Source organism: Sphingopyxis sp. CCNWLW2 (assembly GCF_037095755.1).
Taxonomy (GTDB): domain Bacteria; phylum Pseudomonadota; class Alphaproteobacteria; order Sphingomonadales; family Sphingomonadaceae; genus Sphingopyxis.
In genome coordinates this window covers 446394-468438 of the sequence record NZ_JBAWKJ010000003.1, presented here as the reverse complement: position 1 = coordinate 468438, position 22045 = coordinate 446394, and the positions used below count along the sequence as shown (strand labels likewise).

At 64.6% G+C, this 22045-nt stretch carries 16 protein-coding genes; 11 read left to right on the top strand and 5 right to left on the bottom strand.

Annotated features, from left to right (window positions below; all coding sequences use genetic code 11):
- Positions 1-2: 2 nt before the first annotated feature.
- The 3 genes from V8J55_RS19575 to guaB form a co-directional block, all read right to left on the bottom strand.
- Positions 3-533, bottom strand: coding sequence for a tetratricopeptide repeat protein (locus V8J55_RS19575; RefSeq protein ID WP_336447269.1), 531 nt, complete (start codon positions 531-533; stop codon positions 3-5).
- A 32-nt stretch (positions 534-565) separates the two neighbouring features.
- Positions 566-1756: an RsmB/NOP family class I SAM-dependent RNA methyltransferase gene (locus V8J55_RS19570; protein ID WP_336447268.1), complete on the bottom strand. Its 1191-nt coding sequence runs from the start codon at positions 1754-1756 to the stop codon at positions 566-568.
- Between the two features lie 112 nt (positions 1757-1868).
- Positions 1869-3326 (bottom strand): IMP dehydrogenase, encoded by a 1458-nt coding sequence (gene guaB, locus V8J55_RS19565; protein ID WP_336447267.1) that lies wholly within the window; start codon positions 3324-3326, stop codon positions 1869-1871.
- A gap of 259 nt (positions 3327-3585) precedes the next feature.
- Between guaB and V8J55_RS19560 the strand changes: the two genes are divergently transcribed.
- The 9 genes from V8J55_RS19560 to V8J55_RS19520 all read left to right on the top strand — a co-directional run bounded on the left by V8J55_RS19560 (position 3586) and on the right by V8J55_RS19520 (position 13190).
- Entirely contained in the window at positions 3586-4950 is a 1365-nt protein-coding gene (locus tag V8J55_RS19560; protein ID WP_336447266.1) for an MFS transporter, read from the top strand.
- Between the two features lie 21 nt (positions 4951-4971).
- Positions 4972-6054 carry an ABC transporter ATP-binding protein gene (locus tag V8J55_RS19555; protein ID WP_336447265.1) on the top strand — a complete coding sequence of 361 codons (1083 nt, stop codon included), beginning with the start codon at positions 4972-4974 and terminating at the stop codon, positions 6052-6054.
- 117 nt (positions 6055-6171) lie between these two features.
- Positions 6172-7209, top strand: coding sequence for a LacI family DNA-binding transcriptional regulator (locus V8J55_RS19550; protein ID WP_336447264.1), 1038 nt, complete (start codon positions 6172-6174; stop codon positions 7207-7209).
- Between the two features lie 16 nt (positions 7210-7225).
- Complete coding sequence (locus tag V8J55_RS19545; protein ID WP_336447263.1) at positions 7226-8500, top strand: extracellular solute-binding protein; 1275 nt, start codon at positions 7226-7228, stop codon at positions 8498-8500.
- Positions 8497-9393: a carbohydrate ABC transporter permease gene (locus tag V8J55_RS19540; protein WP_336447262.1), complete on the top strand. Its 897-nt coding sequence runs from the start codon at positions 8497-8499 to the stop codon at positions 9391-9393. The genes V8J55_RS19545 and V8J55_RS19540 overlap by 4 nt, the downstream gene beginning before the upstream one ends.
- Positions 9390-10205 (top strand): carbohydrate ABC transporter permease, encoded by an 816-nt coding sequence (locus V8J55_RS19535; RefSeq protein ID WP_336447261.1) that lies wholly within the window; start codon positions 9390-9392, stop codon positions 10203-10205. The genes V8J55_RS19540 and V8J55_RS19535 overlap by 4 nt, the downstream gene beginning before the upstream one ends.
- Positions 10206-10228: 23 nt before the next feature.
- The gene (locus V8J55_RS19530; protein ID WP_336447260.1) at positions 10229-10984 is read left to right on the top strand and encodes a prolyl oligopeptidase family serine peptidase; all 756 of its coding nucleotides are present in this window, start codon (positions 10229-10231) and stop codon (positions 10982-10984) included.
- Positions 10981-12327 carry a GH1 family beta-glucosidase gene (locus tag V8J55_RS19525; RefSeq protein ID WP_336447259.1) on the top strand — a complete coding sequence of 449 codons (1347 nt, stop codon included), beginning with the start codon at positions 10981-10983 and terminating at the stop codon, positions 12325-12327. Before V8J55_RS19530 ends, V8J55_RS19525 begins: the two co-directional genes overlap by 4 nt.
- On the top strand, positions 12324-13190 hold the full coding sequence (locus V8J55_RS19520; protein ID WP_336447258.1) for an endonuclease/exonuclease/phosphatase family protein: 867 nt from the start codon (positions 12324-12326) through the stop codon (positions 13188-13190). The genes V8J55_RS19525 and V8J55_RS19520 overlap by 4 nt, the downstream gene beginning before the upstream one ends.
- 46 nt (positions 13191-13236) lie before the next feature.
- Here the strand turns inward: V8J55_RS19520 and V8J55_RS19515 are convergent, their stop codons facing one another.
- Together V8J55_RS19515 and V8J55_RS19510 are read right to left on the bottom strand one after the other, a co-directional pair.
- Entirely contained in the window at positions 13237-14739 is a 1503-nt protein-coding gene (locus tag V8J55_RS19515; protein ID WP_336447257.1) for a glucoamylase family protein, read from the bottom strand.
- Between the two features lie 68 nt (positions 14740-14807).
- Positions 14808-17888 carry a TonB-dependent receptor gene (locus V8J55_RS19510; RefSeq protein WP_336447256.1) on the bottom strand — a complete coding sequence of 1027 codons (3081 nt, stop codon included), beginning with the start codon at positions 17886-17888 and terminating at the stop codon, positions 14808-14810.
- A 245-nt stretch (positions 17889-18133) separates the two neighbouring features.
- On the opposite strand from V8J55_RS19510, the gene bglX reads away from it, so the two are divergent.
- Both bglX and V8J55_RS19500 read left to right on the top strand, forming a co-directional pair.
- Positions 18134-20452, top strand: a complete 2319-nt coding sequence (gene bglX / locus V8J55_RS19505) for a beta-glucosidase BglX (RefSeq protein WP_336447255.1) — start codon at positions 18134-18136, stop codon at positions 20450-20452.
- Between the two features lie 10 nt (positions 20453-20462).
- The gene (locus tag V8J55_RS19500) at positions 20463-22022 is read left to right on the top strand and encodes a sulfatase family protein (protein WP_336447254.1); all 1560 of its coding nucleotides are present in this window, start codon (positions 20463-20465) and stop codon (positions 22020-22022) included.
- Positions 22023-22045 lie beyond the last annotated feature (23 nt).

Here is a 22045-nt window from a genome sequence, read left to right as displayed (position 1 = left end):
TTTTAGTTCTTGTTGCTGGTCGCGCCCACGGTTGCGACAACGGGCTTCGGCACCAGCACTTCGGCGGCGACGACGCGCTTCGATGCGCTCGATGCGATCGTCTTTTCGAGCGCGGCGACCTGCGGGCATTTGTCGCTGCACACGCGCTGCGCCTCGGCGAGCTTTTCGCGCGCGAGTTCGAGCGCACCCTTGTCGGCGAGCGCCTCGCCCTGCCCGGTCAGCGCGACGACGTCGTTGGGTTCGAGGACAAGCGCCTCGCGATAAAGGCCGATCGCCTTGCCCGGCAGCCCCTGCGCGCGCGCGACCTGCGCCAGCGCGATGATCGCCGACCGATTGCGCGGGTCGGCGGCGAGCGCCGATTCGTAAAAACCGATGGCGGCGTCGAGATCGCCGGCTTCCTGCGCCTTGTGACCGTCTTGCTGGAGCGCGATCGAGCGGGGGAAGATGTCGTTATCGGCGCGTTGCGCATCGGACGCTGTGGGCAGGCTGGCGAGGATCAATCCCGCCGAAAGAGCCAGAAAGCCGACACGCATCGCATTCTCCCATCGCTTCATTGCAGGCGATGCTAACATGGCGCCGTCAGTCGTGCGAGAAAAAATCCGTCGCAGCCGTCGTGGCCCGGAGTCATCAGATAGCCCGCCCCTGCGGCGCGCCCGACGCCGTTCGGCAGATAGCCGTCGTCGGCCGTCCAGCCGGGATGCCGGTTCAGAAAATCGTCCACCTGTGCCCGCCCCTCGCGCGTGATGATCGAGCAGACAGCATAGAGAAGTTTGCCGCCCGGCGCCACAAGATCGGCACCGATGTCCATCAGTTTCGCCTGTTCGGCGACATGACGGTCGAGCCGCGCGGGGGTCGAGCGCCAGCGCAGTTCGGGGCTGCGCCGCCAGGTGCCGCTGCCCGAACAGGGAGCGTCGACGATGACGCGATCGGCCTTGCCCATCCGGTCGGCGAGCATCGCGCGTTCCTGCCCCGGATTGAGCAGCAGCGTTTCGATCGCCGTTGCCCCGGCGCGGTGCGCGCGCGGCGGCAATTGCTGAAGCCGCGCGCGATTGGTGTCGCAGGCGAGGATCGCGGCTTCGTCGCCCGTCGCCGAAGCGATCGCGAGCGTCTTGCCGCCGGCGCCGGCACACAGATCGATGACCACCTGTCCCGCTTCAGCGTCAAGCGCGGCGGCGGCATATTGGCTCGCGGCGTCCTGCACCTCGAACTGCCCTTCGGCGTAGGAGGCATGCTGGACCGCCGCGGTTTCACCGGGCAGGCGCCAGCCATCGGCAAGACCGGTAATCGCTTCGCCGTCCGGAAAGATCAGCGCGAGTTCGTCGCGGCTCGAGCGCAGCCGGTTGGCGCGCAGGTCGAGCGGCGCGCGCACCAGCATCGCCTCGCGCTCCGCCTTTCCCACGAGCGGGTCGAAGAGTTTCATCAGCGCGGTGGTGGCGACCCCGGTTTCGGCGCGCGGTTCGTCGGCGGCCATCGCTGCAGGGCCATAGGGTGTGCCGTCGAACAGCGCGGCGAGTTCGGGGTCGGTATCGGCTAGCGCCAGCATCGCGGCGCGGCCTGAGACCGGCACCGACCGCACGCTGCGGATCGCGTCATAGACATGATTGCGGATCGCGCGGCGGTCCTTCGATCCGGCATAGCGGCGCGCGCGCATCGCCTCGGCAAAGATCGCGTCGGCAGGTGCCCCGCCGTCGCGTGCGGAGGTGGCGATGGCATCGAGGATTTCGATAGCGGTCTGGACGCGGGCTGCGGGGGTCATGGCTTTTCCTTTATCTCGTCATTGCGAGCGAAGCGAAGCAATCCAGTGGCGGTTTACGCGGGCTCTGGATTGCCGCGTCGCTTCGCTCCTCGCAATGACGAAGCGAAAAACCTCAACCCGCCGGATAGTTCGGTGCTTCGCGCGTGATCGCGACGTCGTGGACATGGCTTTCGCGCAGGCCCGCGTTGGTGATCCGCACGAATTTCGCGCGCTCGCGGAAATCCTTGAGCGTGCGGCTGCCGGTATAGCCCATCGCCGCCTTCACGCCGCCGACCATCTGGTGGATCACGTCCTTGGCGGGACCCTTGAACGGAACCTGGCCCTCGATGCCCTCGGGGACCAGCTTCATCTGATCCTTGATGTCCTGCTGGAAATAGCGGTCGGCCGAGCCGCGCGCCATCGCGCCGACGCTGCCCATGCCGCGATAGCTTTTATAGGTGCGACCCTGATAGAGGAAGGTTTCGCCCGGTGCCTCGGCAGTGCCCGCGAGCATCGATCCGACCATCACGCTCGACGCGCCCGCGGCCAGAGCCTTGGCGATGTCGCCCGAGGTGCGGAGGCCGCCATCGGCGATCACGGGGACGCCCAACTTCGACGCCGCCTCGACGCTGTCGAGGATCGCGGTGAGCTGCGGCACGCCGACACCCGCGACGATGCGCGTCGTGCAGATCGAGCCGGGGCCGATGCCGACCTTCACGCCGTCGGCGCCGGCGTCGATCAGCGCCTTGGTCGCATCGCCGGTGGCGACATTGCCCGCCAGGATCTGAACGCGGTTCGACAGTTTCTTGATCGCCTCGACCGTCTGGCCGACCATCTTGCTATGGCCGTGCGCGGTATCGACGACAATCAGGTCGCATTCGGCGTCGAGCAAGGCTTCGGCGCGTTCGATCCCCGTCGGGCCGGTGTTGGTCGCCGCGGCAACGCGCAGGCGGCCGCTGCTATCCTTCGTCGCGTCGGGGAAATTGACCGCCTTTTCCATATCCTTGACGGTGATCAGGCCGATGCAATGATAATCATCGTCGACGACGAGCAGCTTTTCGATGCGGCGCTGGTGCAGCAGCTTGCGCGCCTCGTCCTGCCCGACCCCGGCGCGGACCGTCGCGAGATTTTCGGCGGTCATCAACTCGCGCACCGGCTGGCCGGGATTGTCGGCGAAGCGCACGTCGCGGTGGGTGAGGATGCCGACGAGCTTGCCGCCGGTCTCGACGACGGGGATGCCCGAGATGCGGTGCTGGTCCATCAACGCAATCGCATAGGAGAGCGGCGCGTCGGGGGTGATGGTGATCGGGTTGACGATCATGCCGCTTTCAAAGCGCTTGACCTGCCGCACTGCCGCGGCCTGTTCCTCGATCGTCAGATTGCGGTGGAGGACGCCGATGCCGCCGATCTGCGCCATCAGGATCGCCATGTCGGCCTCGGTCACCGTGTCCATCGCCGAGGAGAGGATCGGGATGTTGAGGCTGATTTCGCTGGTGAGCTGGGTCGACAGGTTCGCGTCCGACGGCAGGATATCCGACGCGCCGGGCACCAGCAGCACATCGTCGAAGGTGAGGCCGGTGATGATTTCCATGGGTGCCACTTTCTGGTGCGGGCGGCGCCTGCCCCGGTTTTCCGGGCGGCACACGCGATTCGTTTGGTGGCGGCCCATGTAACCAGTCGCGCGCGAGCGCGCCAGTGGGTGACGAACGATTATTTCGCGTGATGCGGGATCATTGGCGGAGACATGGGAAAGGCAGGCAAGGGCCACAAAAATGTAACCGGTTGCATTGCCTCGGGCCGCTCGTTAGACCGCTGCGCATAACATAGTTTCGGCGAAGAGGATATTCCGGATGAACGTGCCCAGCCAGGCGGCCACCCATAGCGGTGGTCGCTCGAATGCCATGGCGGCCTTTGCCGCGGTGACCGTGCTCTTCTTCGCCTGGGGCTTCATCACCTCGCTGATCGATCCGCTGGTCGCCGCGGTGAAAGGCATCTTCACGCTGAGTGACGCCGAAGCGCAGCTGTCGGCCTCGGCCTTCTTCATCGCCTATGGCCTGATGTCCTTTCCCGCCGCCGCGCTGATCGCGCGTTTTCATTCGGTGCCCTCGATCCTGACCGCGCTATCGACGATGGTCGTCGGCTGCCTCGTCATGCTCGCGGCGGCGAACCTCGCGATTTATCCGCTCGTGCTGGCGGGCCTCTTCATCCTCGCGAGCGGCATCACCATCCTGCAGGTCGCGGCGAACCCGCTCGCGGCGGCGCTGGGCGATCCGAAACGCAGCCATTTCCGCCTGACCTTCAGCCAGACGTTCAACAGCTTCGGCACCTTCCTCGGCCCACTGATCGGCGCGCACCTGTTCCTCGAAGGCGTCGAGGTCAAGGAGGGCACGGTCGTCACCGAAGCCGTGCGCGCGCAGGCGCTCGCCGGGATCGATTCGGCCTATTTCTGGATCTGCGGGCTGATCGTCGCGCTTCTGCTGTTCTTCTGGGTCAGCCGGCGGATCGTCAACGAAGCCGTCCCGCCCGCGCCGATCGGCGAGCGCGCCGGAATGGGCGAGCTGATCCGCGAAGCCTTTTCGTCACGCTGGGCGCTGCTCGGGGGCCTCGCGATCTTCCTCTATGTCGGCGCCGAGGTTGCGATCGGCACGCAGATGGCGCTGTTCCTCAACAGCGATGCGATCTGGGGGCAGTCGGACGCCGCCTTTGGCACCTTCGGCTGGATCATGGGAAATGACGGCGTCCCCGGCGTTTCGCTGCAGGAGGCCGGAAAGGCCGTCGCGCTGTACTGGGGCGGCGCGATGGTCGGGCGCGCGATCGGATCGGTGCTGCTCGCGCGCTTCTCGGCATCGAAGATGCTCGTGGCGTTCACCGCCATCGCCGCGCTGCTCTGCCTCTATATCGTCCTTGTCGGCGGCGTGACGGCGGGCTTCGTCGTGCTGTCGATCGGCCTGTTCAATTCGATCATGTTCCCGGTGATCTTCACCCTGACGCTCGAACGCTCGACCGCGCGCGCCGAGGCGACATCGGGGCTGCTCTGCACCGCGATCGTCGGCGGAGCGGTGATCCCCTATTTCATCGGGCTGCTGTCGGGCGCGGTCGGCTATACCGCCGCGCTGATCCTTCCCGCCGCGTGCTATGCCGCGCTCTGCGTCTTCGCCATCGCCGCCGGACGGGCTCCGGCCCGACAGGCGGGCGCGGGCGTGACCGTTCACTGAGGCATTAAAAACGAGGGGGCCATGGCCGGACTGTCGATCAACGGCGCGCGCAAGAGCTTCGGCACCACCGAGGTGCTGAAAGGCGTGTCCATCGACGTCGCCGACGGTGAATTCACGGTGATCGTCGGCCCGTCGGGGTGCGGCAAGTCGACGCTGCTCCGGTCGGTCGCGGGGCTCGAAGAGCTGACCGGCGGCCGCATCGTCATCGGCGACCGCGACGTGACCAGCCTGCCCCCGTCGGAGCGCGGCATAGCGATGGTGTTCCAATCCTACGCGCTTTACCCGCATCTGACGGTGCGCGAGAATATGGCGTTCGGTCTCAAGATCGCGAAGGCGGCGAAGAGCGAAATCGACGCCGCCGTGCGACGCGCGGCGGAGACATTGAACATCGAGGCGCTGCTCGATCGCAAGCCCGCCGCGCTGTCGGGCGGGCAGCGGCAACGCGTCGCGATCGGGCGCGCGATCGTGCGCCAGCCGCAGATCTTCCTGTTCGACGAGCCGCTGTCGAACCTCGACGCCGATTTGCGCGTGCGGATGCGATACGAATTCGCCAGTCTGCACCGCCAGCTCGGCACGACGACGCTGTACGTCACGCACGATCAGGTCGAGGCGATGACGCTCGCCGACCGGATCATCGTGCTGCGCGACGGACGGATCGAGCAGGTCGGCACCCCGCGCGAACTCTATGAGCGGCCGGCGAACATCTTCGTCGCGCAATTCCTCGGCACGCCGCGGATGAACATCCTGCCCGCGACCATCGCCGCCGATGGTCGCGCGGCGCTCGAAGATGGCCGCAGCATCGCCCTGCCCCCGCTCGCGGCGGCGCTGACGGCGGGAACGCCGCTCTCAATCGGTATCCGGCCCGAGGATATCGCGATCGGCAACGCACCGGACGCGCTGCCTTTCACGATCCGCTTTATCGAGCGGCTGGGCGGGCTCGCGACGCTGCATCTGGGCGGACGCGAGGGTGACGAGCCGATCGCGTGTCAACTGCGCGACGACGGCAGCTTCGACGAAGGCGACACGGTCTTGGCCTCGCTGCCGCCCGCGCATCTGCACCTGTTCGGCGCCGACGGTCAGGCGCTCCGGACGGTGGGGGAATGACCTTGCATTTTGCTCGTGTAACCGGTTACGGTGTGACGGTTTCCGCGCCCGGCATGGATAAAAAAACAGAGTCGCAACAGCGGCTTGGCGCCATATGAGGGAAAGGGGCCCGACGGCATGGCTACATTGAGGGACGTCGCCCGCGAAGCGGGGGTTTCGGTGGCGACGGCATCGCGGGCCATCAACGGGCTCGGCAACGTCACGGCGCCGACAAAGGCCGCGGTAATGGCGGCGGTCAAGAAACTGAACTTCGTCCCGCACAGCGGCGCGCGCAGCCTGACGCGCCGCAAGACCGATACCGTCGGCGTCATCCTGCCCGACCTGTTCGGCGAATTCTTCTCCGAAATCATCCGCGGCATCGACCTCGTCGCGCATGAATCGGGTATGCACTTGCTGCTCGGCAACATGCATGGCAGCACGCACGAGACCGCCGCCGCGATCGCGGCGATGCGCGGGCGTGTCGACGGGCTGCTCGTGATGCCGCCCGATTTGAAGCCCGAATTGCTCGCCGATTATCTCGATCCCGCGCTCCCGACGGTGCTGCTCAACTATGACGCGGGGTCACTCGACCTCCCGTTTGTGGCAGTCGACAATTATCGCGGCGCCTATGCGATGACCGAGGCGCTGCTGGCGCGCGGCATGCGGCAAATCGTCCATATCGCGGGGCCGAAGCATAACCGCGACGCGCGCGACCGCCAGCGCGGCTTTGTCGATGCGATGGCGAAGATCGCGAAGATTTCGAACCCCGCGATCCTGCCCGGCGATTTTTCGGAGGAAAGCGGCGCACAGGCCGGCCGGTTGCTGGTGCAGGGCCAATTGCCCGCTGACGCCGTCTTTGCCGCGAACGACCAGATGGCGGTCGGGCTGATGGCGGAGCTTGCCAATGCGGGAAAGTCGGTTCCCGGCGACGTGCTGGTGGCGGGGTTCGACGACATCCCGCTCGCGCGCCACCTCAATCCGTCGCTGACGACGATGCAGGTCAAGATCGACCGGCTGGGGTCGACCGCGATGATGATGTTGCTGCGCATCCTTCGCGGCGAAACGCTGGGCGGCGCGAGCGCGACGATCCTGACCCCGACGCTGATCGCGCGCGGTACGACCGGCGGGGCGGCGATCCCTGCGGCCGTTGCTGCGGCAGGAGCCTTGCCGACATGACGCAGCCGGCGCGGCCATGCCTATGCAGCTGACGCGGCGCCATCTGACGGGCGCGCTCGCGGCGCTGCCCCTTGCTTCGCTGTTGACCGGCTGCGGCGCGCGCGGCGATGCCGCCCTGACCGTCTGGGCGATGGGCAATGAGGCCGCGAGCCTGCCCGCACTGCTGAAAACGATCGATTGGCCTGCGGGCGCGCCGCCGATCACCATCCAGCCGCTGCCGTGGACCGCGGCGCACGAAAAATTGCTCACCGGCTTTGCGGGCGGGTCGCTGCCCACAGTGGGCCAGGTCGGCAACAGCTGGATCGCCGAACTGGCCGCGATCGGCGCGATCGCGCCGGTCCCCGATCGCGCGCTCGGGCTGCTCGACGACCAGTTCGGCGCGGTGGTCGAAACCAACCGCATCGCGGGGTTGGCGTGGGCGATCCCCTGGTATGTCGACACGCGGCTGCAATATTACCGCAAGGACCTGTTCGCGCGCGCCGGATATGATGCGCCGCCGTCCGACTGGGCCGGATGGAAGGCCGCACTGCACAAGGTGAAGCGCGTGGCCGGCGCGGGCAATTACGCGCTGCTCTACCCGCTCAACGAATATGAGCAGCTGACGACGCTCGCGCTGTCGGCGGGTGCGCGGATGCTGCGCGACGACGGCGCGCGCGGTGCCTTTTCGGACCCCGAATTCAAGGCCGCGCTGGCGTTCTACAAATCCTTGTTCGACGAGAGGCTGGCGCCGCTGGCATCGATGGCGCAGATTTCCAACGTGTGGGACGAGTTCGCGAAAGGCTATTTCAGCCTGTTCCTGTCGGGCCCGTGGACGATCGGCGATATGAAGTCCCGCCTCGCCTCCGCGATGCAAAGCAATTGGGCGACCGCGCCGAATCCCGGCCCCGACGGCATCGGATCGGCGGCACCGGGCGGATCGAGCCTCGTCGTATTCGCGGGTAACGACCATGGCGATGCGGCATGGGATCTGGTGTCGCGGCTGATGGCACCCGCCGCGCAGCTCAAATTCCAGCAACTCACCGGCGACCTTCCCGCGCGGCGGTCGGTCTGGGCGCAAGCGGGGCTCGCGGACGACCCGATCGTCGCCCCCTTCGCAACGCAGCTCGACCATGCGACCCCGCTGCCCAAGGTGCCCGAATGGGAGCGCATCGTCACCGAGATGCAGATCGTCGCCGAGCGTATGGTGCGCGGCCAGTACAGCGTCGATGAGGCGGCGAAGGAGATCGACGTCCGCGCCGACCGCCTGCTCGAAAAGCGGCGCTGGATGTTGGAAAAGGGACGTGCGCGGTGAGCGCGGCCGGACGAGCGAGCGAAGCGCGCGCGGGCTGGGCGATGTCGTCGCCCGCGCTCGCCGCGATCATCCTCTTCTTCGTCCTGCCTGCGATCGCGTCGCTGTTCCTGAGCTTCACCGATTTCGACATCTATGCGCTCGCCGACATCGGAAACCTCCGCTTCGTCGGGCTCGCCAACTACGCGCGCCTGATCGAAAATCCGCTGTTCTGGAAAGCGATGACGAACACCTTGCTGTTCGTCGCGGCCGGCACGCCCTTCATCGTCGCGCTGTCGTTGTTCGCGGCGATGCTCGTCAATTCGCGCTGGCTGAAATGGCGTCCCGTGTGGCGCGTCGCGCTCTTCGCACCCTATGTGACCACGCTCGTCGCGACCGCGGTGGTGTGGCGCTACTTGCTCCACACGCGCTACGGCCTGATCAACTATCTGCTCTCCTTCTTCGGCGTACCGCCAATCGACTGGCTCGGCGATCCGCATGCGTCGCTGCCCGCGATCCTGATCTTCGTCGGGTGGAAGACCTTCGGCTATAATATGATCATCTTCCTCGCCGCGCTGCAGATGGTGCCGCGCGAGCTCGACGAGGCGGCGCGGATCGACGGCGCGGGCTGGTTCACGCGGCTGCGCCACGTCACCCTGCCCGCGATCGCCCCGACGGTGCTGCTCGTCTCGGTGCTGACCGTCGCGGGCATGTTCCAGCTGTTCGCGGAACCCTATGTGATGACGCAGGGCGGCCCCGCCCAGTCGACCGTCACCATCCTCTATTTCATGTATGAGGAGGGGTTCAAATGGTGGAATCTCGGCTCGGGCGCGGCGGTCGCCTTCCTCCTCTTCCTCTGCATCCTCGCGGTTACGCTCGTGCAACTCAGGCTCGCCAAGCGGAGTGGCGCGATATGAGCCTGCGTCGCTGGTCCGTTACGCTGTTCGCCGCGCTCGTTGCGCTGGTCACGATCGCGCCGCTGCTGTGGATGGTCTCGGTCAGTTTCATGGTGCGCGGCGAGGCGGCGCAATTCCCGCCGCCCCTGTGGCCCGCGAACCCCACGCTCGAAAATTATCGCCTGCTGTTCGGCACCTTCGGGGTCGGGCGTTTCCTGCTCAACAGTGTGCTGATCTCGACGCTGGCGACGAGCCTTGCGCTGCTCTTTACCATCCCTGCGGGCTATGCCTTTGCCAAGCTGCGCTTCAAGGGGCGCGACGCGATCTTCCGCATGCTCGTCGCCGCGCTCGTCGTGCCTGGACAGGTCGGGATGCTGCCGCTGTTCCTCGAACTGAAGGCGATGGGGCTGGTCAATAGCTATGCGGGCGCGCTGGTGCCGTGGCTGGCGGGCATCTTCGGCATCTTCCTCGTCCGCCAATATTGCCTGTCGATACCTGACGAGATGCTTGAGGCGGCGCGCATCGACGGCGCGAGCGAGGGACAGATATTGCGCCGGATCGTGCTGCCGATCCTGACCCCGATCATCGTCACGCTTGCGGTCTATGTTTTCCTGTCGAGCTGGAACGATTTCATGTGGCCGCTGATTATCCTCGCCGATCAGGATCTTGTCACGCTGCCCGTCGCGCTCGCGGTGAACAGCCGGCAGAATGTGCAGGATTACGAGACCATGATGGCCGGCGCGGTCGTCACCACCCTCCCCGTTCTCATCCTCTTTCTCGCGCTCCAGCGCTATTATCTGAGCGGGCTTCTGACCGGGAGCGTGAAGGGATGACGCGCTCAATCGAGGAACCCCGAATGAGACATTGGACCGCGGCGCTGCTGGGCCTCGCCCTCGCCGCCTCTCCCGCCCATGCCAAAACGAAGGCGCCGCCTGCGGTCGAAGGGCAGACGCCGCAGCGACCGATCGAGCCCGGCAATTATCCCTATCAGCTGTTCGTGCCGAAGGGCTATCTGACCGACACCGCGAAGCCATATCCGCTGCTGATCTTCCTCCACGGCTCGGGCGAGCGCGGCGACGATGTCGCGAAGGTCAAGGTCCATGGTCCGCCGAAGATCGCTGAACGCGATCCCGCCTTCCCCTTCCTCACCGTGTCGCCGTTGCTCGGCACCGATCAGGACTGGGACATCGACAAGCTCGACAAGCTCGTCGACCATATCGCCAAGACCTATCGCGTCGATGCTGCACGCATCTACCTGACCGGCCTCAGCCGCGGCGGCTATGCCAGCTGGCGCTGGGCGATTGCCGAGCCCAAGCGGTTCGCCGCGGTGGCAGCGGTCGCCGGGCGCGGCAATCCGGGTGAGGCGTGCCGCCTGATGGACCTGCCCGTCTGGGCGTTTCACGGCGACCGCGACGATGTCGTGATCCCCGAGGGCAGCTTCGCCATGGCGCGCGCGATCCGCGCGTGCGGCGGCCGCAAGATCCGCCTGACCATCTATCCCGACCTCGGCCACAACGCCTGGGACCCCGCCTATGACGACCCGGCGCTCTACGCCTGGTTGCTTGAGCAAAAGCTCCCCTCCCCAACGATCACCAACAAGGACAAAAAATGAGCAAGAGTGTCTTCCCCGACGGTTTCCTGTGGGGCGCGGCGACCGCCGCCTATCAGATCGAAGGATCGCCGCTCGCCGACGGCGCGGGCGCGAGCATCTGGCAGCGGTTCAGCCACGATCCGCGGCTGATGGCGGTCAAGGGCGACACCGGCGATGTCGCATGCGACCATTATAACCGCATGCCCGCCGACGTCGCGCTGATGAAGGAATTGGGGCTGAAAGCCTATCGTTTCAGCGTCAACTGGGGCCGCGTGCTGCCCGAGGGCGTCGGGCGCGTGAACGAGCCGGGGCTGGATTTCTATGAGCGGCTGGTCGACGAATTGCTCAAGAACGACATCGAACCGTTGCTGACGCTGCACCATTGGGACCTGCCCGCCGCGCTCGACGACAAGGGCGGCTGGCTCAACCGCGATATCGCCGGCTGGTTCGCCGACTATGGTTCGGTGATGTACCGCCGCCTCGACGGGCGCGTAAAGAAATGGGTGACGCTCAACGAACCGTGGGTGATCACCGACGGTGGCTATCTCCACGGCGCGCTCGCCCCCGGGCATCGCAACCTGTTCGAGACCCCGATCGCGAGCCACAATCTGATGCGCGCGCACGGCGCGGCGGTAGAGGCCTATCGCAGCGAAGGCGCGCACGACATCGGCCTCGTCGTCAACATCGAGCCCAAATATCCGGCGAGCGACAGCGCCGAGGATATCGCCGCAACCGCACGCGCGCATGCCTATATGAACCGCCAATATCTCGATCCGGCGCTGAAAGGCTCTTACCCTGCCGAACTCGCCGAAGTGTTCGGCGAGGCATGGCCCGAATGGTCCGCCGAAGATCTGAAAGCGATCAACCAGCCGGTCGATTTCATCGGCATCAACTATTACACGCGCAACGTCGTGAAGGCCGACCCGAGCCAGTGGCCCGTCGGCGCCTCACCGGTGAAGCAGATCGCGACGCACACGACGACCGATTGGGAAGTCTATCCGCCCGCGCTCACCGACATGCTCGTCTGGTTCCGCGACACCTATGGCGATATCCCCGTCTATATCACCGAAAATGGCGCGGCCTTCTATGACCCGCCGACCGCCGGCCCCGATGGGATCGACGATCCGCTGCGCTGCGATTATCTGCGCACGCATATCTCGGCGATCGGCGACGCGATTAGAAGAGGCGTCGATGTGCGCGGCTATATGGCGTGGTCGCTGCTCGACAATCTCGAATGGTCGCTGGGCTTTTCGAAACGCTTCGGCATCGTGCATGTCGATTATGAAACACAGGTCCGCACGCCGAAGCGCAGCGCGCGTTTCTACAGCAGCGTGATCGCCGCTAATGGAGGGAACCTCGGATGAAAAAAATACTGATCCTCGCGGTCGGCGCGCTGCTGGCCCTCCCCGCCGCCGCGAAAGACCGCGCCGATCATTATGAGGCGATGACGTACAATATTCGCCTCGATCTCGCGTCGGACGGCGACAACGCCTGGCCACACCGGCGCAGCGCGCTGATCGCGCTCGTCGCCTATCAGGCGCCCGATTTTGTGGGGATGCAGGAGGTGCTGCAGCACCAGAAACAGGCAGTCGAGGCCGACCTTCCCGGCTATCAATTCGTCGGCGTCGCGCGCGACGACGGCAAGGAAAAGGGCGAATATTCGCCGCTGGGTTTCCGCCGCGATCGCTTTACCCTCGTCGGATCGGGGACATTCTGGCTGTCGCCGACGCCCGATACGCCGAGCAAGGGCTGGGACGCCGCGCTGCCGCGGATCGCCACCTGGGCGCGGCTGCACGACCAGAGCGCAAAGCGTAATTTGCTCGTCGTGAACACCCATTTCGACCATATCGGCGAAGTCGCGCGGCAGGAAAGCGCCCGCCAGATCCGCCGCTGGATCGACGGACAGCGCAAGCCGGGTGAAACCGCTGTGCTGTTGGGCGACTTCAACAGCCCCGCGACGAGCAATCCCTATGCCGCGATCGTCGAGCCGGGCAAAGGCGCGCTCCGCGACAGCCGCATCATCAGCCGCACGCCGCATTACGGCCCGCTCGGCACCTTCACCGGCTTCAAGATCGCGCAGATGGACCCAAGCCCGATCGACCATATCTTTGTCAGCGACGATGTGACGGTGCTGCGCCACGCGACGCTGACCGACCAGAATGGCGGCAAGCTGCCGTCGGATCATTATCCGGTGGTCGCGGATTTGTGCATCGGCAAGGGCTGCTGAAACCGCTACCCCTCATCCCGACGAAAGCCGGGATGAGGGAGCGAGCCTAGTCCGCTTTCGCCTTGTCGAGCCAGCCGCCGGTGAAGCCGATGCGCTGGAGCCCGCGGACGATATGCGGGTTCCCCCGCATCACCTTCCACACGAAGCCGCTGCGATGATTTTCCATCATTGCGAGGATTGGTCCCTGGTCGATGCCAAGATAGTCGTTCGCGACCCAGCCGTGGACCGGATCGACCGCGCCGCTGCGCATATTCGGATCGGCGAAGGTAAAGCTGGGGTTGAACGCGTCCTTGAAGCCGTAACGCGTGTAAAGGCGCGCGCCATATTGCGTGCGCATCGCCATCAGCGCGGGGATTGCCACCTCGGGCGCGAAGGCGACCGAGCCGCCCGCTGCGGTCGGGACGACCGTCCCGTCGTCGACGACGCGGATCGCGCTGACGCCGCGTGCCATATAGCCGTTGAAGAAGCGCGGCGTTCCGCCGACGCTATATTTATCCTTCGAATATCCCGGTCCGTCCGACGCGGTCCAGCCCCAGATATCGGCGCTGTAGCCCGCCCATTTGTTCGGATTGTCGGCGCCATAGGCGCGCTGCGACAAGGTCGCGCGGCGGCTGTTCTCGAAATAATCGATACCCTTGCCGCGCATGAAATCGTCGCGGATGCCGCGGAAGTCGACCCAGACATGGCTGTACTGGTGCCCGAACAAAGGCTCGAACTGCAGATGCTGCTGCCCGTAATAGCTGCCCCAGTCCTTTTCGAGTTCGGCCGCCCAGCCCTTGTCCCACGCGTCCTTGCCGACCGGGTGCGTTGGCGATCCGAGCGCGAGGACGTAGACGAGCATTCCCTCGTTATAGCCGACCCAATCGTGCGTCTCGAAGCCCTTTTCCGGTTTCCAGCCCATCGTGATTGCATGCGAATTGGCGAGATTCTTTGCCTCGGTGCCCGTCGTGTTGCGCTGGGCCCAGCGCCAGTCGACGCGGGTGTAGATTTTCTCGGCAAGGTCGCGGATTTCGGCCTCGACCGGATCGTTCCCGTCGTAATAGCTTTGCGCGAACAGCGCGCCGCCGAGGAACAGGCTGGTGTCGACGGTCGACAATTCGGTCGTCTTGTGGCGCGTGCCGTCGTCATTCTTCAGGAAGTGATAGAAGAAGCCCTTGTAGCCGGTGTTGCCCGCCGCTTCGGCGCCCTGCGGTGCGGTCCAGTAGAAACGCAGGCAATCGCGCGTGCGCACTGCCGCTTCGGCGCGCGTCACATAGCCGCGCTCGGCGCCGATGCCGTATGCGGTCAGCGCGAAACCCGTCGCCGCGATCGACGAGAAGGGATTGCTCGGCCAGCGATCGGGCGCGAGGCACCGCTCGGTGTCCGTGGTGTCCCAGAAATAGCGGAAGGTCCGCTCGGTCAATTCTTCGGAAAAGGCCGCCTCGGTGAGCGGCGGCAATTTCGCGACCGATGTTGCGACTGGTGCGACGGCCGACGGCCCCGGAGTGGCGGTGCATGCCGCGGTCAGCGCGACCAGGGGCAGGAGCGATGCCCCGATACGAAACGACATGCGATACTCCAAAAAAGTGAGGCGCCCGGCCCGCGGGAGGGGGTGCGGACCGGGCGCCTGTCAGCCGGTCAGAATTGGAAGCCGGCCGATAGCTTAATCGTCCGCGGCGGACCATCAAGGCTGAGATCGTTCTGATTGCGCAGACCGGTCGCGGCGCTGAAGCCGCCATAGTTGCGATCGTTGAACAGGTTGATGATGTCGACGCGGAAGCGCAGTCGCGATTCCTCGGTCAGGAAGCGCAGCGGGACATATTTGGTGATCGACAGGTCCATCTGGCGATAGCCCCAGCGATCGCCGTTGCCCTCGGTCTCGATCGACGTGACGGTGCGGGTCGGCGGCGTCGTACCCGTAGCGGCGGTGCTCACCAGTTCGGCCAGATATTTGGGCGATGCGATCTGGAGCTTGCCCGACAGGGTGAAACCCATCGGCATGTCGACCGATCCCGCCATCACGAAGCGATGCTTGCGCGTCCCCGTCGCTGTGATGAAGGGATATTCCTCGATCCCCGGGAAATCGAGCGCGAACACTTCGCCGAGCTGCCGGTTTTCCTCGGCATCGGTGAAGGTGTAGGTCGCGTCGAGGCTCCACGGCGAAAATTCGGTGTAGCGCTTGGTCAGCTTGAAATAGGCCGTATTGGCGCGCGTTTCGATCCCGTTGGTGCCGAGGATGATGCTGCCGAAGGGCGCAGGGCCGGTGCTGAACGGCGAATCGGGGCGGCCTGTCTGGGCGTTGATGACAAAGAACGACCCGTCGGGCTTGCGGTTACCCAGCACATAGGCAAAGCCGTCGTGGCTCTCGACATAGGAGTAGCCGGCTTCGAGATCGAGCAGGTTGAACCGGCCGCGAACGCCCAGACTGAACTGGTCCGAATAGGGCGTCTTCAGGTCATTCTTGATAAAGCGCAGTTCGCGCCCGGCGCCCGGCGCGAGGCCGGCAACCAGCGCTGAGCGGCCTTCCGGCGTCAGATAGACCGGATTCCAGGGGATACAGGTCGCGCTGGGCGTGCAGGGGTTGGAAGCGTCGCCGTTGTTGAAGTTGAACGTGCGACCGGCGAACAAACCCTGCGCCAGTTCCTGCTGGATGAAATCGAACTGCGTGCGGTCATAGGAACGGCCATAGCCACCGAAAATCGCGAACCGCTTTTCGTCGTCGAGCGCATAGGTGAAGCCGAGGCGCGGCTGCCACGCCCCCTTGAATGCCTTTCGTTCGTTGCCGGTCGAGATATAGTCGTCGATGTCGTAATTGGCGTTTGCGAGGTTCGCGTACGGCGGCGTGACCGTCCCGTTCGGGTTGGTGTATCCCGCGCGACCGGCGACGAACTCCGCGATCGCGGGATCGTGCTGATAGTTCAGGAACGCCGGCGTCCGCTCATAATCCCAGCGCAGGCCGATATTGAGCGTCAGGCGATCATCGATTTCCCAATCGTCCTGCGCATAGATGCCGAACTGGAAATTCTTCGACGTGATGTTCGGATCGCCGCCGTTCACGGGGGCGTTGAACGTCATCCGGTAAGGGATGGTGTCGTTGAACGTGCCGGGCGGGGTGCCCGCCGGGGCAAAGGTCGCATTATAGGTGAAAAGCGGGTTCAGATTCTGCGTGTTGGCGTTGAGTTCGATCCATTTCGCCTTCACGCCGACCTTGAACGTGTGGCTGTCGAGGCCCGTCCAGGTGAAGTCGTTCGAGACCTGCCAGCCCTTCTGCCCCTTGTCCTGGAAATTGCTGCCCGCGCCGATGCGCAAGATGTCGCCGCGCCGTGTTCCCGTTGCCGGAGGGATCGCCGGCAAAACAGCATTGAACAGCGAGACATTGCCGAAATTGACCGGCTTCGGCCCCCAGGTCACATCTTCGTAGGCCACCTTGAAGTCATTGACCCAGGTGTCGGCGGTGTGCTCCCAGCGCGCAAGACCGCGCCATTCCTTGACCTTCGTAATTGTTGCCGTCTCGGCAGCGTTGAAGCCATTGTTGAGTTCTTCGCCGCTTTCATCGCGATATTTCAGCGAAAACTCGAACAGATCGTTCGACGTAGGGGTGAAGTTGATCTTGCCGAAATAGAGATCCTCGTTGAACGACGAGGTCCGCGCGCCGAAAGCCCCTTGATATTTGTCGGGGAAAAAGCTGACCGGCAGGTCGAGACCGGGCCTGACCTCGCGCGGCTCGACGCGGCGCTTGCCTTCATAGGTCACGAAGAAGTGGAGGACGTCCTTGACGATCGGGCCGCCGAGCGCGCCGCCGAATTGCATGTCCTTGGTGCGGACCTTGGGAATATGGGTCGGGAAATTCTCGCGCGGCAAGCGATCGCGGAGACTCTGGTTGGTAAAGTCGAAAAAGCCTTCGCCATGAAATTCATTGGTGCCCGATTTGGTCACCGCGGTGATCGCGACCGAGCTGACCTGGTCGAATTCGGCCTTATAGTTCGATGAAATAACGCGATATTCGCCGATCGCGAGCTGCGGGAACGGGTTGCCTTGCGTCGAATCCTGGCCGCTGATGCCGCCCTTCAGCACATAATCCTTCTGCCCGATGCCATCGATGAAGACGTTGATCGCGTTGGCGCCCTGCGCGCCGCCGCGCAGGCTCGTCTGGCCCGCACTGTTGGTGAGGAACTGGACGCCCGGGGCAAGGTCCGCAAAGGCGAGGAAGTTGCGGTTGTTCTGCGGCAGCACTTCGATCAGTCGCTGCGAGATATTGCTGCCGACTTCGCCGCCCTCCATCGAGCGGAGGCGGCTGCCCGTCACGATGATCGCATCGTCGCCGCCTTCGGCGATATCGGGCTGCGAAAAGTCGAAATCGAGTACCGCGTTCTGCGCGACATTGAGCGCAAATTCGTCGGTCTGGCGCTTGCCCTGCGGGGTCGTCAGTTCGAGACGATAGGTGCCCACGGGCAGGGAGGAGAAGCTGTAACCGCCGCTTGCGCTGACCGTCGAGGTCCGCGTCAGGCCGGTTTTGACGTTGACGGCGGTGACTTCGGACACGCCGCCCTCGGCCTTTACCGTTCCGCGCAGCGAAGCGCCCGAAACCTGTGCGTGCGCCGGTGCGGCGACTGCCACCGCGAGCGCCGCGGCAGCGCTGCTCCATGCCAGCGCAGCGGCAAGCGAACGAGCGCGCGACCGGCGCGCGGAAACGGTCTTAAATTCATGCGGAAACTTCACGGCATCCTCCCTTTTTTGGCCCCCGACATCCCCGCGCTCGTTTTCTTCGCTGGCCGGCCTTGCCTCCGGTGCAGCGACGAGTCGCGGGAAATCGCGTCGTTGTTTTTTAGTTTGTAACCGGTTTCACGATCGCTGTATAGGGGGAAGCGACACAGAGGATGCAATCGGGGGCCAGCCGATTTTCGGCCGATTTCGGCCAATCCTCGTGACAATGTATAAGCAAACCCGACCGGGAAGGACGAATCATGCCGCCGATGACGCGCAACCTCACATGCCTGACGCTGGCCACCCTGATGGTGGCAGGACAGCTCTCCCCCGCCCCGCTGATGGCCAAGCCCGCGACCAGCGCGAACGAGGCGGCGCCGATGGATTCGGCGGGCTGGATGCGCCCCGATCCGAAGATGGATCGTTTCATCGCCGACCTGATCGCGAAGATGACGCTCGACGAGAAAGTCGGGCAATTGTCGCTGCTGACCAGCGACTGGGATTCGACCGGTCCGACGATGCGCAAAGGCTATCAGGACGATATCCGCAAGGGCCGCATCGGGTCGATCTTCAACGCCTTCACCGCCAAATATACGCGCGAACTGCAGCGGCTGGCGGTCGAGGAAACGCGGCTCAAGATCCCCCTACTCTTCGGCTATGACGTCGTCCACGGCCACCGCACCATCTTCCCCATCTCGCTCGGCGAGGCGGCGAGCTGGGACCTTAAAGCTATTGAAAAGGCAGCACGAATTTCAGCAACCGAAGCATCGGCGGAGGGCATTCACTGGACCTTTGCGCCGATGGTCGACGTCGCGCGCGACCCGCGCTGGGGCCGCATGTCCGAGGGCGCGGGCGAGGATGTCTATCTTGGCAGCAAGATCGCGGTCGCGCGCGTGCGCGGTTTCCAGGGTGACGATCTGAAGCGCGTCGACACCGTGCTCGCGACCGCCAAGCATTTCGCCGCTTATGGCGCGGCGCAGGCGGGCCGCGACTATCACACCGTCGACATTTCCGAACGCACGCTGCGCGACATCTACCTGCCGCCGTTCAAGGCGGCCGCCGACGCGGGCGCCGCGACCTTTATGACCTCGTTCAACGAATATGACGGCGTCCCGGCGTCGGGCAGCCACTATCTACTCACCGACGTGCTGCGCAAGAAATGGGGCTTCAAGGGCTTCATCGTAACCGATTACACGTCGATCAACGAAATGGTCCCGCACGGCTATTCGCGTGACCTGAAGCAGGCGGGGGAACAGGCGATCAACGCCGGGGTCGACATGGATTTGCAGGGCGCGGTGTTCATGGATCACCTCGCCAAGTCGGTCGCCGAGGGCAAGGTCGACGTGAAACGCGTCGACGAGGCGGTGAAAACGATCCTCGAAATGAAATATCGTCTCGGCCTGTTCGAGGATCCCTATCGCTATTCGGACGAGGCGCGCGAAAAGGCGACCATCTATCGCCCCGACTTCCTCGAGGCCGCGCGCGACGTTGCGCGCAAGTCGGTCGTGCTGCTGAAGAACAAGGACAATGCCCTGCCCCTCGCCGCGGCGGCGAAGTCGATCGCGGTGATCGGCCCGCTCGGCAACAGCAAGGAGGATATGATCGGCAGCTGGTCCGCCGCGGGCGACCGCAAGACGCGCCCGGTGACATTGCTCGAAGGGATGCAGGCGCGCGCACCCAAGGGCACGACGGTCGCCTTCGCAAAGGGCGCCGGCTATCAGTTCGCCGACGCGGGCAAGCGCGACGGGTTTGCCGAGGCGATCGCGCTCGCGCAGAAATCGGACGTCATTATCGCCGCGATGGGCGAGCATTGGAACATGACCGGCGAAGCGGCGAGCCGCACGTCGCTCGACCTGCCGGGCAACCAGCAAGCGCTCCTCGAAGAGCTGAAGAAGACCGGAAAGCCGATCATCCTCGTGCTGATGAGCGGGCGTCCGAACAGCATCGAATGGGCCGACGCCAATGTCGATGCGATCCTCGAGGCCTGGTATCCGGGCACGATGGGCGGCCATGCCATCGCCGATGTGCTTTATGGCGACTATAACCCGTCGGCCAAATTGCCCGTAACCTTCCCGCGCAACGTCGGGCAGGTGCCGATCCATTACGACATGAAAAACACCGGGCGGCCGATCAAGCCCGAGGATCCGAACGCCAAATATGTCTCGCGCTATCTCGATACGCCAAACACCCCGCTTTATCCGTTCGGTTACGGGCTCAGCTACACCAGCTTCGCTTACTCGCCGGTGACGCTCGACAAGGCGAAAATCCGTCCGGGTGAGAAACTGACCGCGAGCGTCACGGTGACCAACAGCGGCGCGCGCGATGGCGAGGAGGTCGTGCAGCTTTACGTCCGCGACCTCGTCGGGTCGGTGACGCGCCCGGTGAAGGAGCTCAAGGGTTTCGAGAAGGTGATGCTCAAAAAGGGCGAGAAACGCACGATCCGCTTCACCCTGATCGACGCCGACCTCGCCTTCACGCGGCAGGATATGAGCTGGGGCAGCGAACCCGGCCAGTTCAAGCTATGGGTCGGTCCGTCGTCGGCCGAAGGGTCGGAGGCGAGTTTCGAACTGACCGAATAGGATGACGCCGATGCGTTTCCGGAACCTGATCGCCCTTGCCGCCGCGCCGCTAGCCTTCACCGCACCGGCGCGCGCGCAAGGGCCCGAGCGCCCGAACATCGTCTACATCATGTCGGACGATCATGCCTATCAGGCGATCTCGGCCTATGGATCGCCGGTGTCGAAGCTCGCGCCGACGCCGAACATCGACCGGATCGCGCGAAACGGCGCGATCTTCACGAACAGCTTCGTCGGCAATTCGCTCTGCGGCCCCAGCCGCGCGACCTTGCTCACCGGGCGCCAGAGCAACGCGCACGGCTTCAGGCAGAACGGCAACAAATTCGACAACAATGTCTGGGTGTGGCCCCGCGCGCTGTCGCAAGCGGGTTACACCACCGCGATGTTCGGCAAATGGCACATCAACCATTCGCCCGCGGGGATCGGCTTCGACGATTGGAAGGTGCTCGACGATCAGGGTGAATATTATAACCCCGACATCATCACACCGAAGGGCCGCAGCGTCGTCGAAGGCTATGCGACCGACCTCATCACACAGTACAGCCTCGACTGGCTGAAGAACGGCCGCGACAAGTCGAAACCCTTCGCGATCCTGATCCATCACAAGGCGCCGCACCGCAATTTCATGCCCGCGCTGCGCCATGTGCAGAAATATCAGGGAGTGACCTTCCCCGTCCCGGCCAATTATTTCGACGATTATGCCGGGCGGCGCGCGGCGGCGGCGCAGGAAATGAATATCTATCGCGACATGTATGAGGGACACGACCTCAAGATGACGGTCGCCGCGGGATCGGCACAACTTCGCTACAACCGCTGGCCCGGCGCGTTCGACCGCATGACGCACAGACAGCAGGCCGAATGGGACGCGCTGATGCAGCCCGACAACGACCGGATGAACGCCGCAAAGCTCGCGGGCCAGGACATGGCGCGCTGGAAATATCAGCGGTACATGCAGCAATATCTCGGCACCGTCGCCGCGGTCGACGAGGGCGTGGGCGCGGTGCTCGACTATCTGAAGGACAGCGGCCTCGATCGGAACACGATCGTCGTCTATACGTCGGATCAGGGCTTTTACCTCGGCGAACATGGCTGGTTCGACAAGCGCTTCATCTATGAAGAATCGATGCGGACGCCGTTCCTGATCCAGTATCCCGGACATATCCGCCCCGGCACCCGCGTGACCGCCCCGATCCAGAATATCGACTATGCGCCGACCTTCCTCGATTTTGCCGGGGTGAAGGGTCCGGGCACCATACAGGGCCGGTCGATGCGCGCGCTGTTCGGCGCCCGCCCGCCCGCCGACTGGCGCAAGGACGTCTATTATCATTATTATGAATATCCGGGCTTCCACGCGGTGCGCGCGCATTATGGCGTGCGCGGCGAGCGCTACAAACTCGTGCGCTTTTATGGCGCCGACATCGACGCCTGGGAATTCTACGACCTCAAGACAGACCCTGGCGAAATGCACAACCGCATCGACGACCCGGCGATGAAGGCGCCGATCGCGACGATGAAGCGGAAGCTGGTCGAACTTCGCCGCCAGTATCAGGACGATAGCGGACCCTCGATCTAAGCCGGCGACTTGTCGTGGGAACC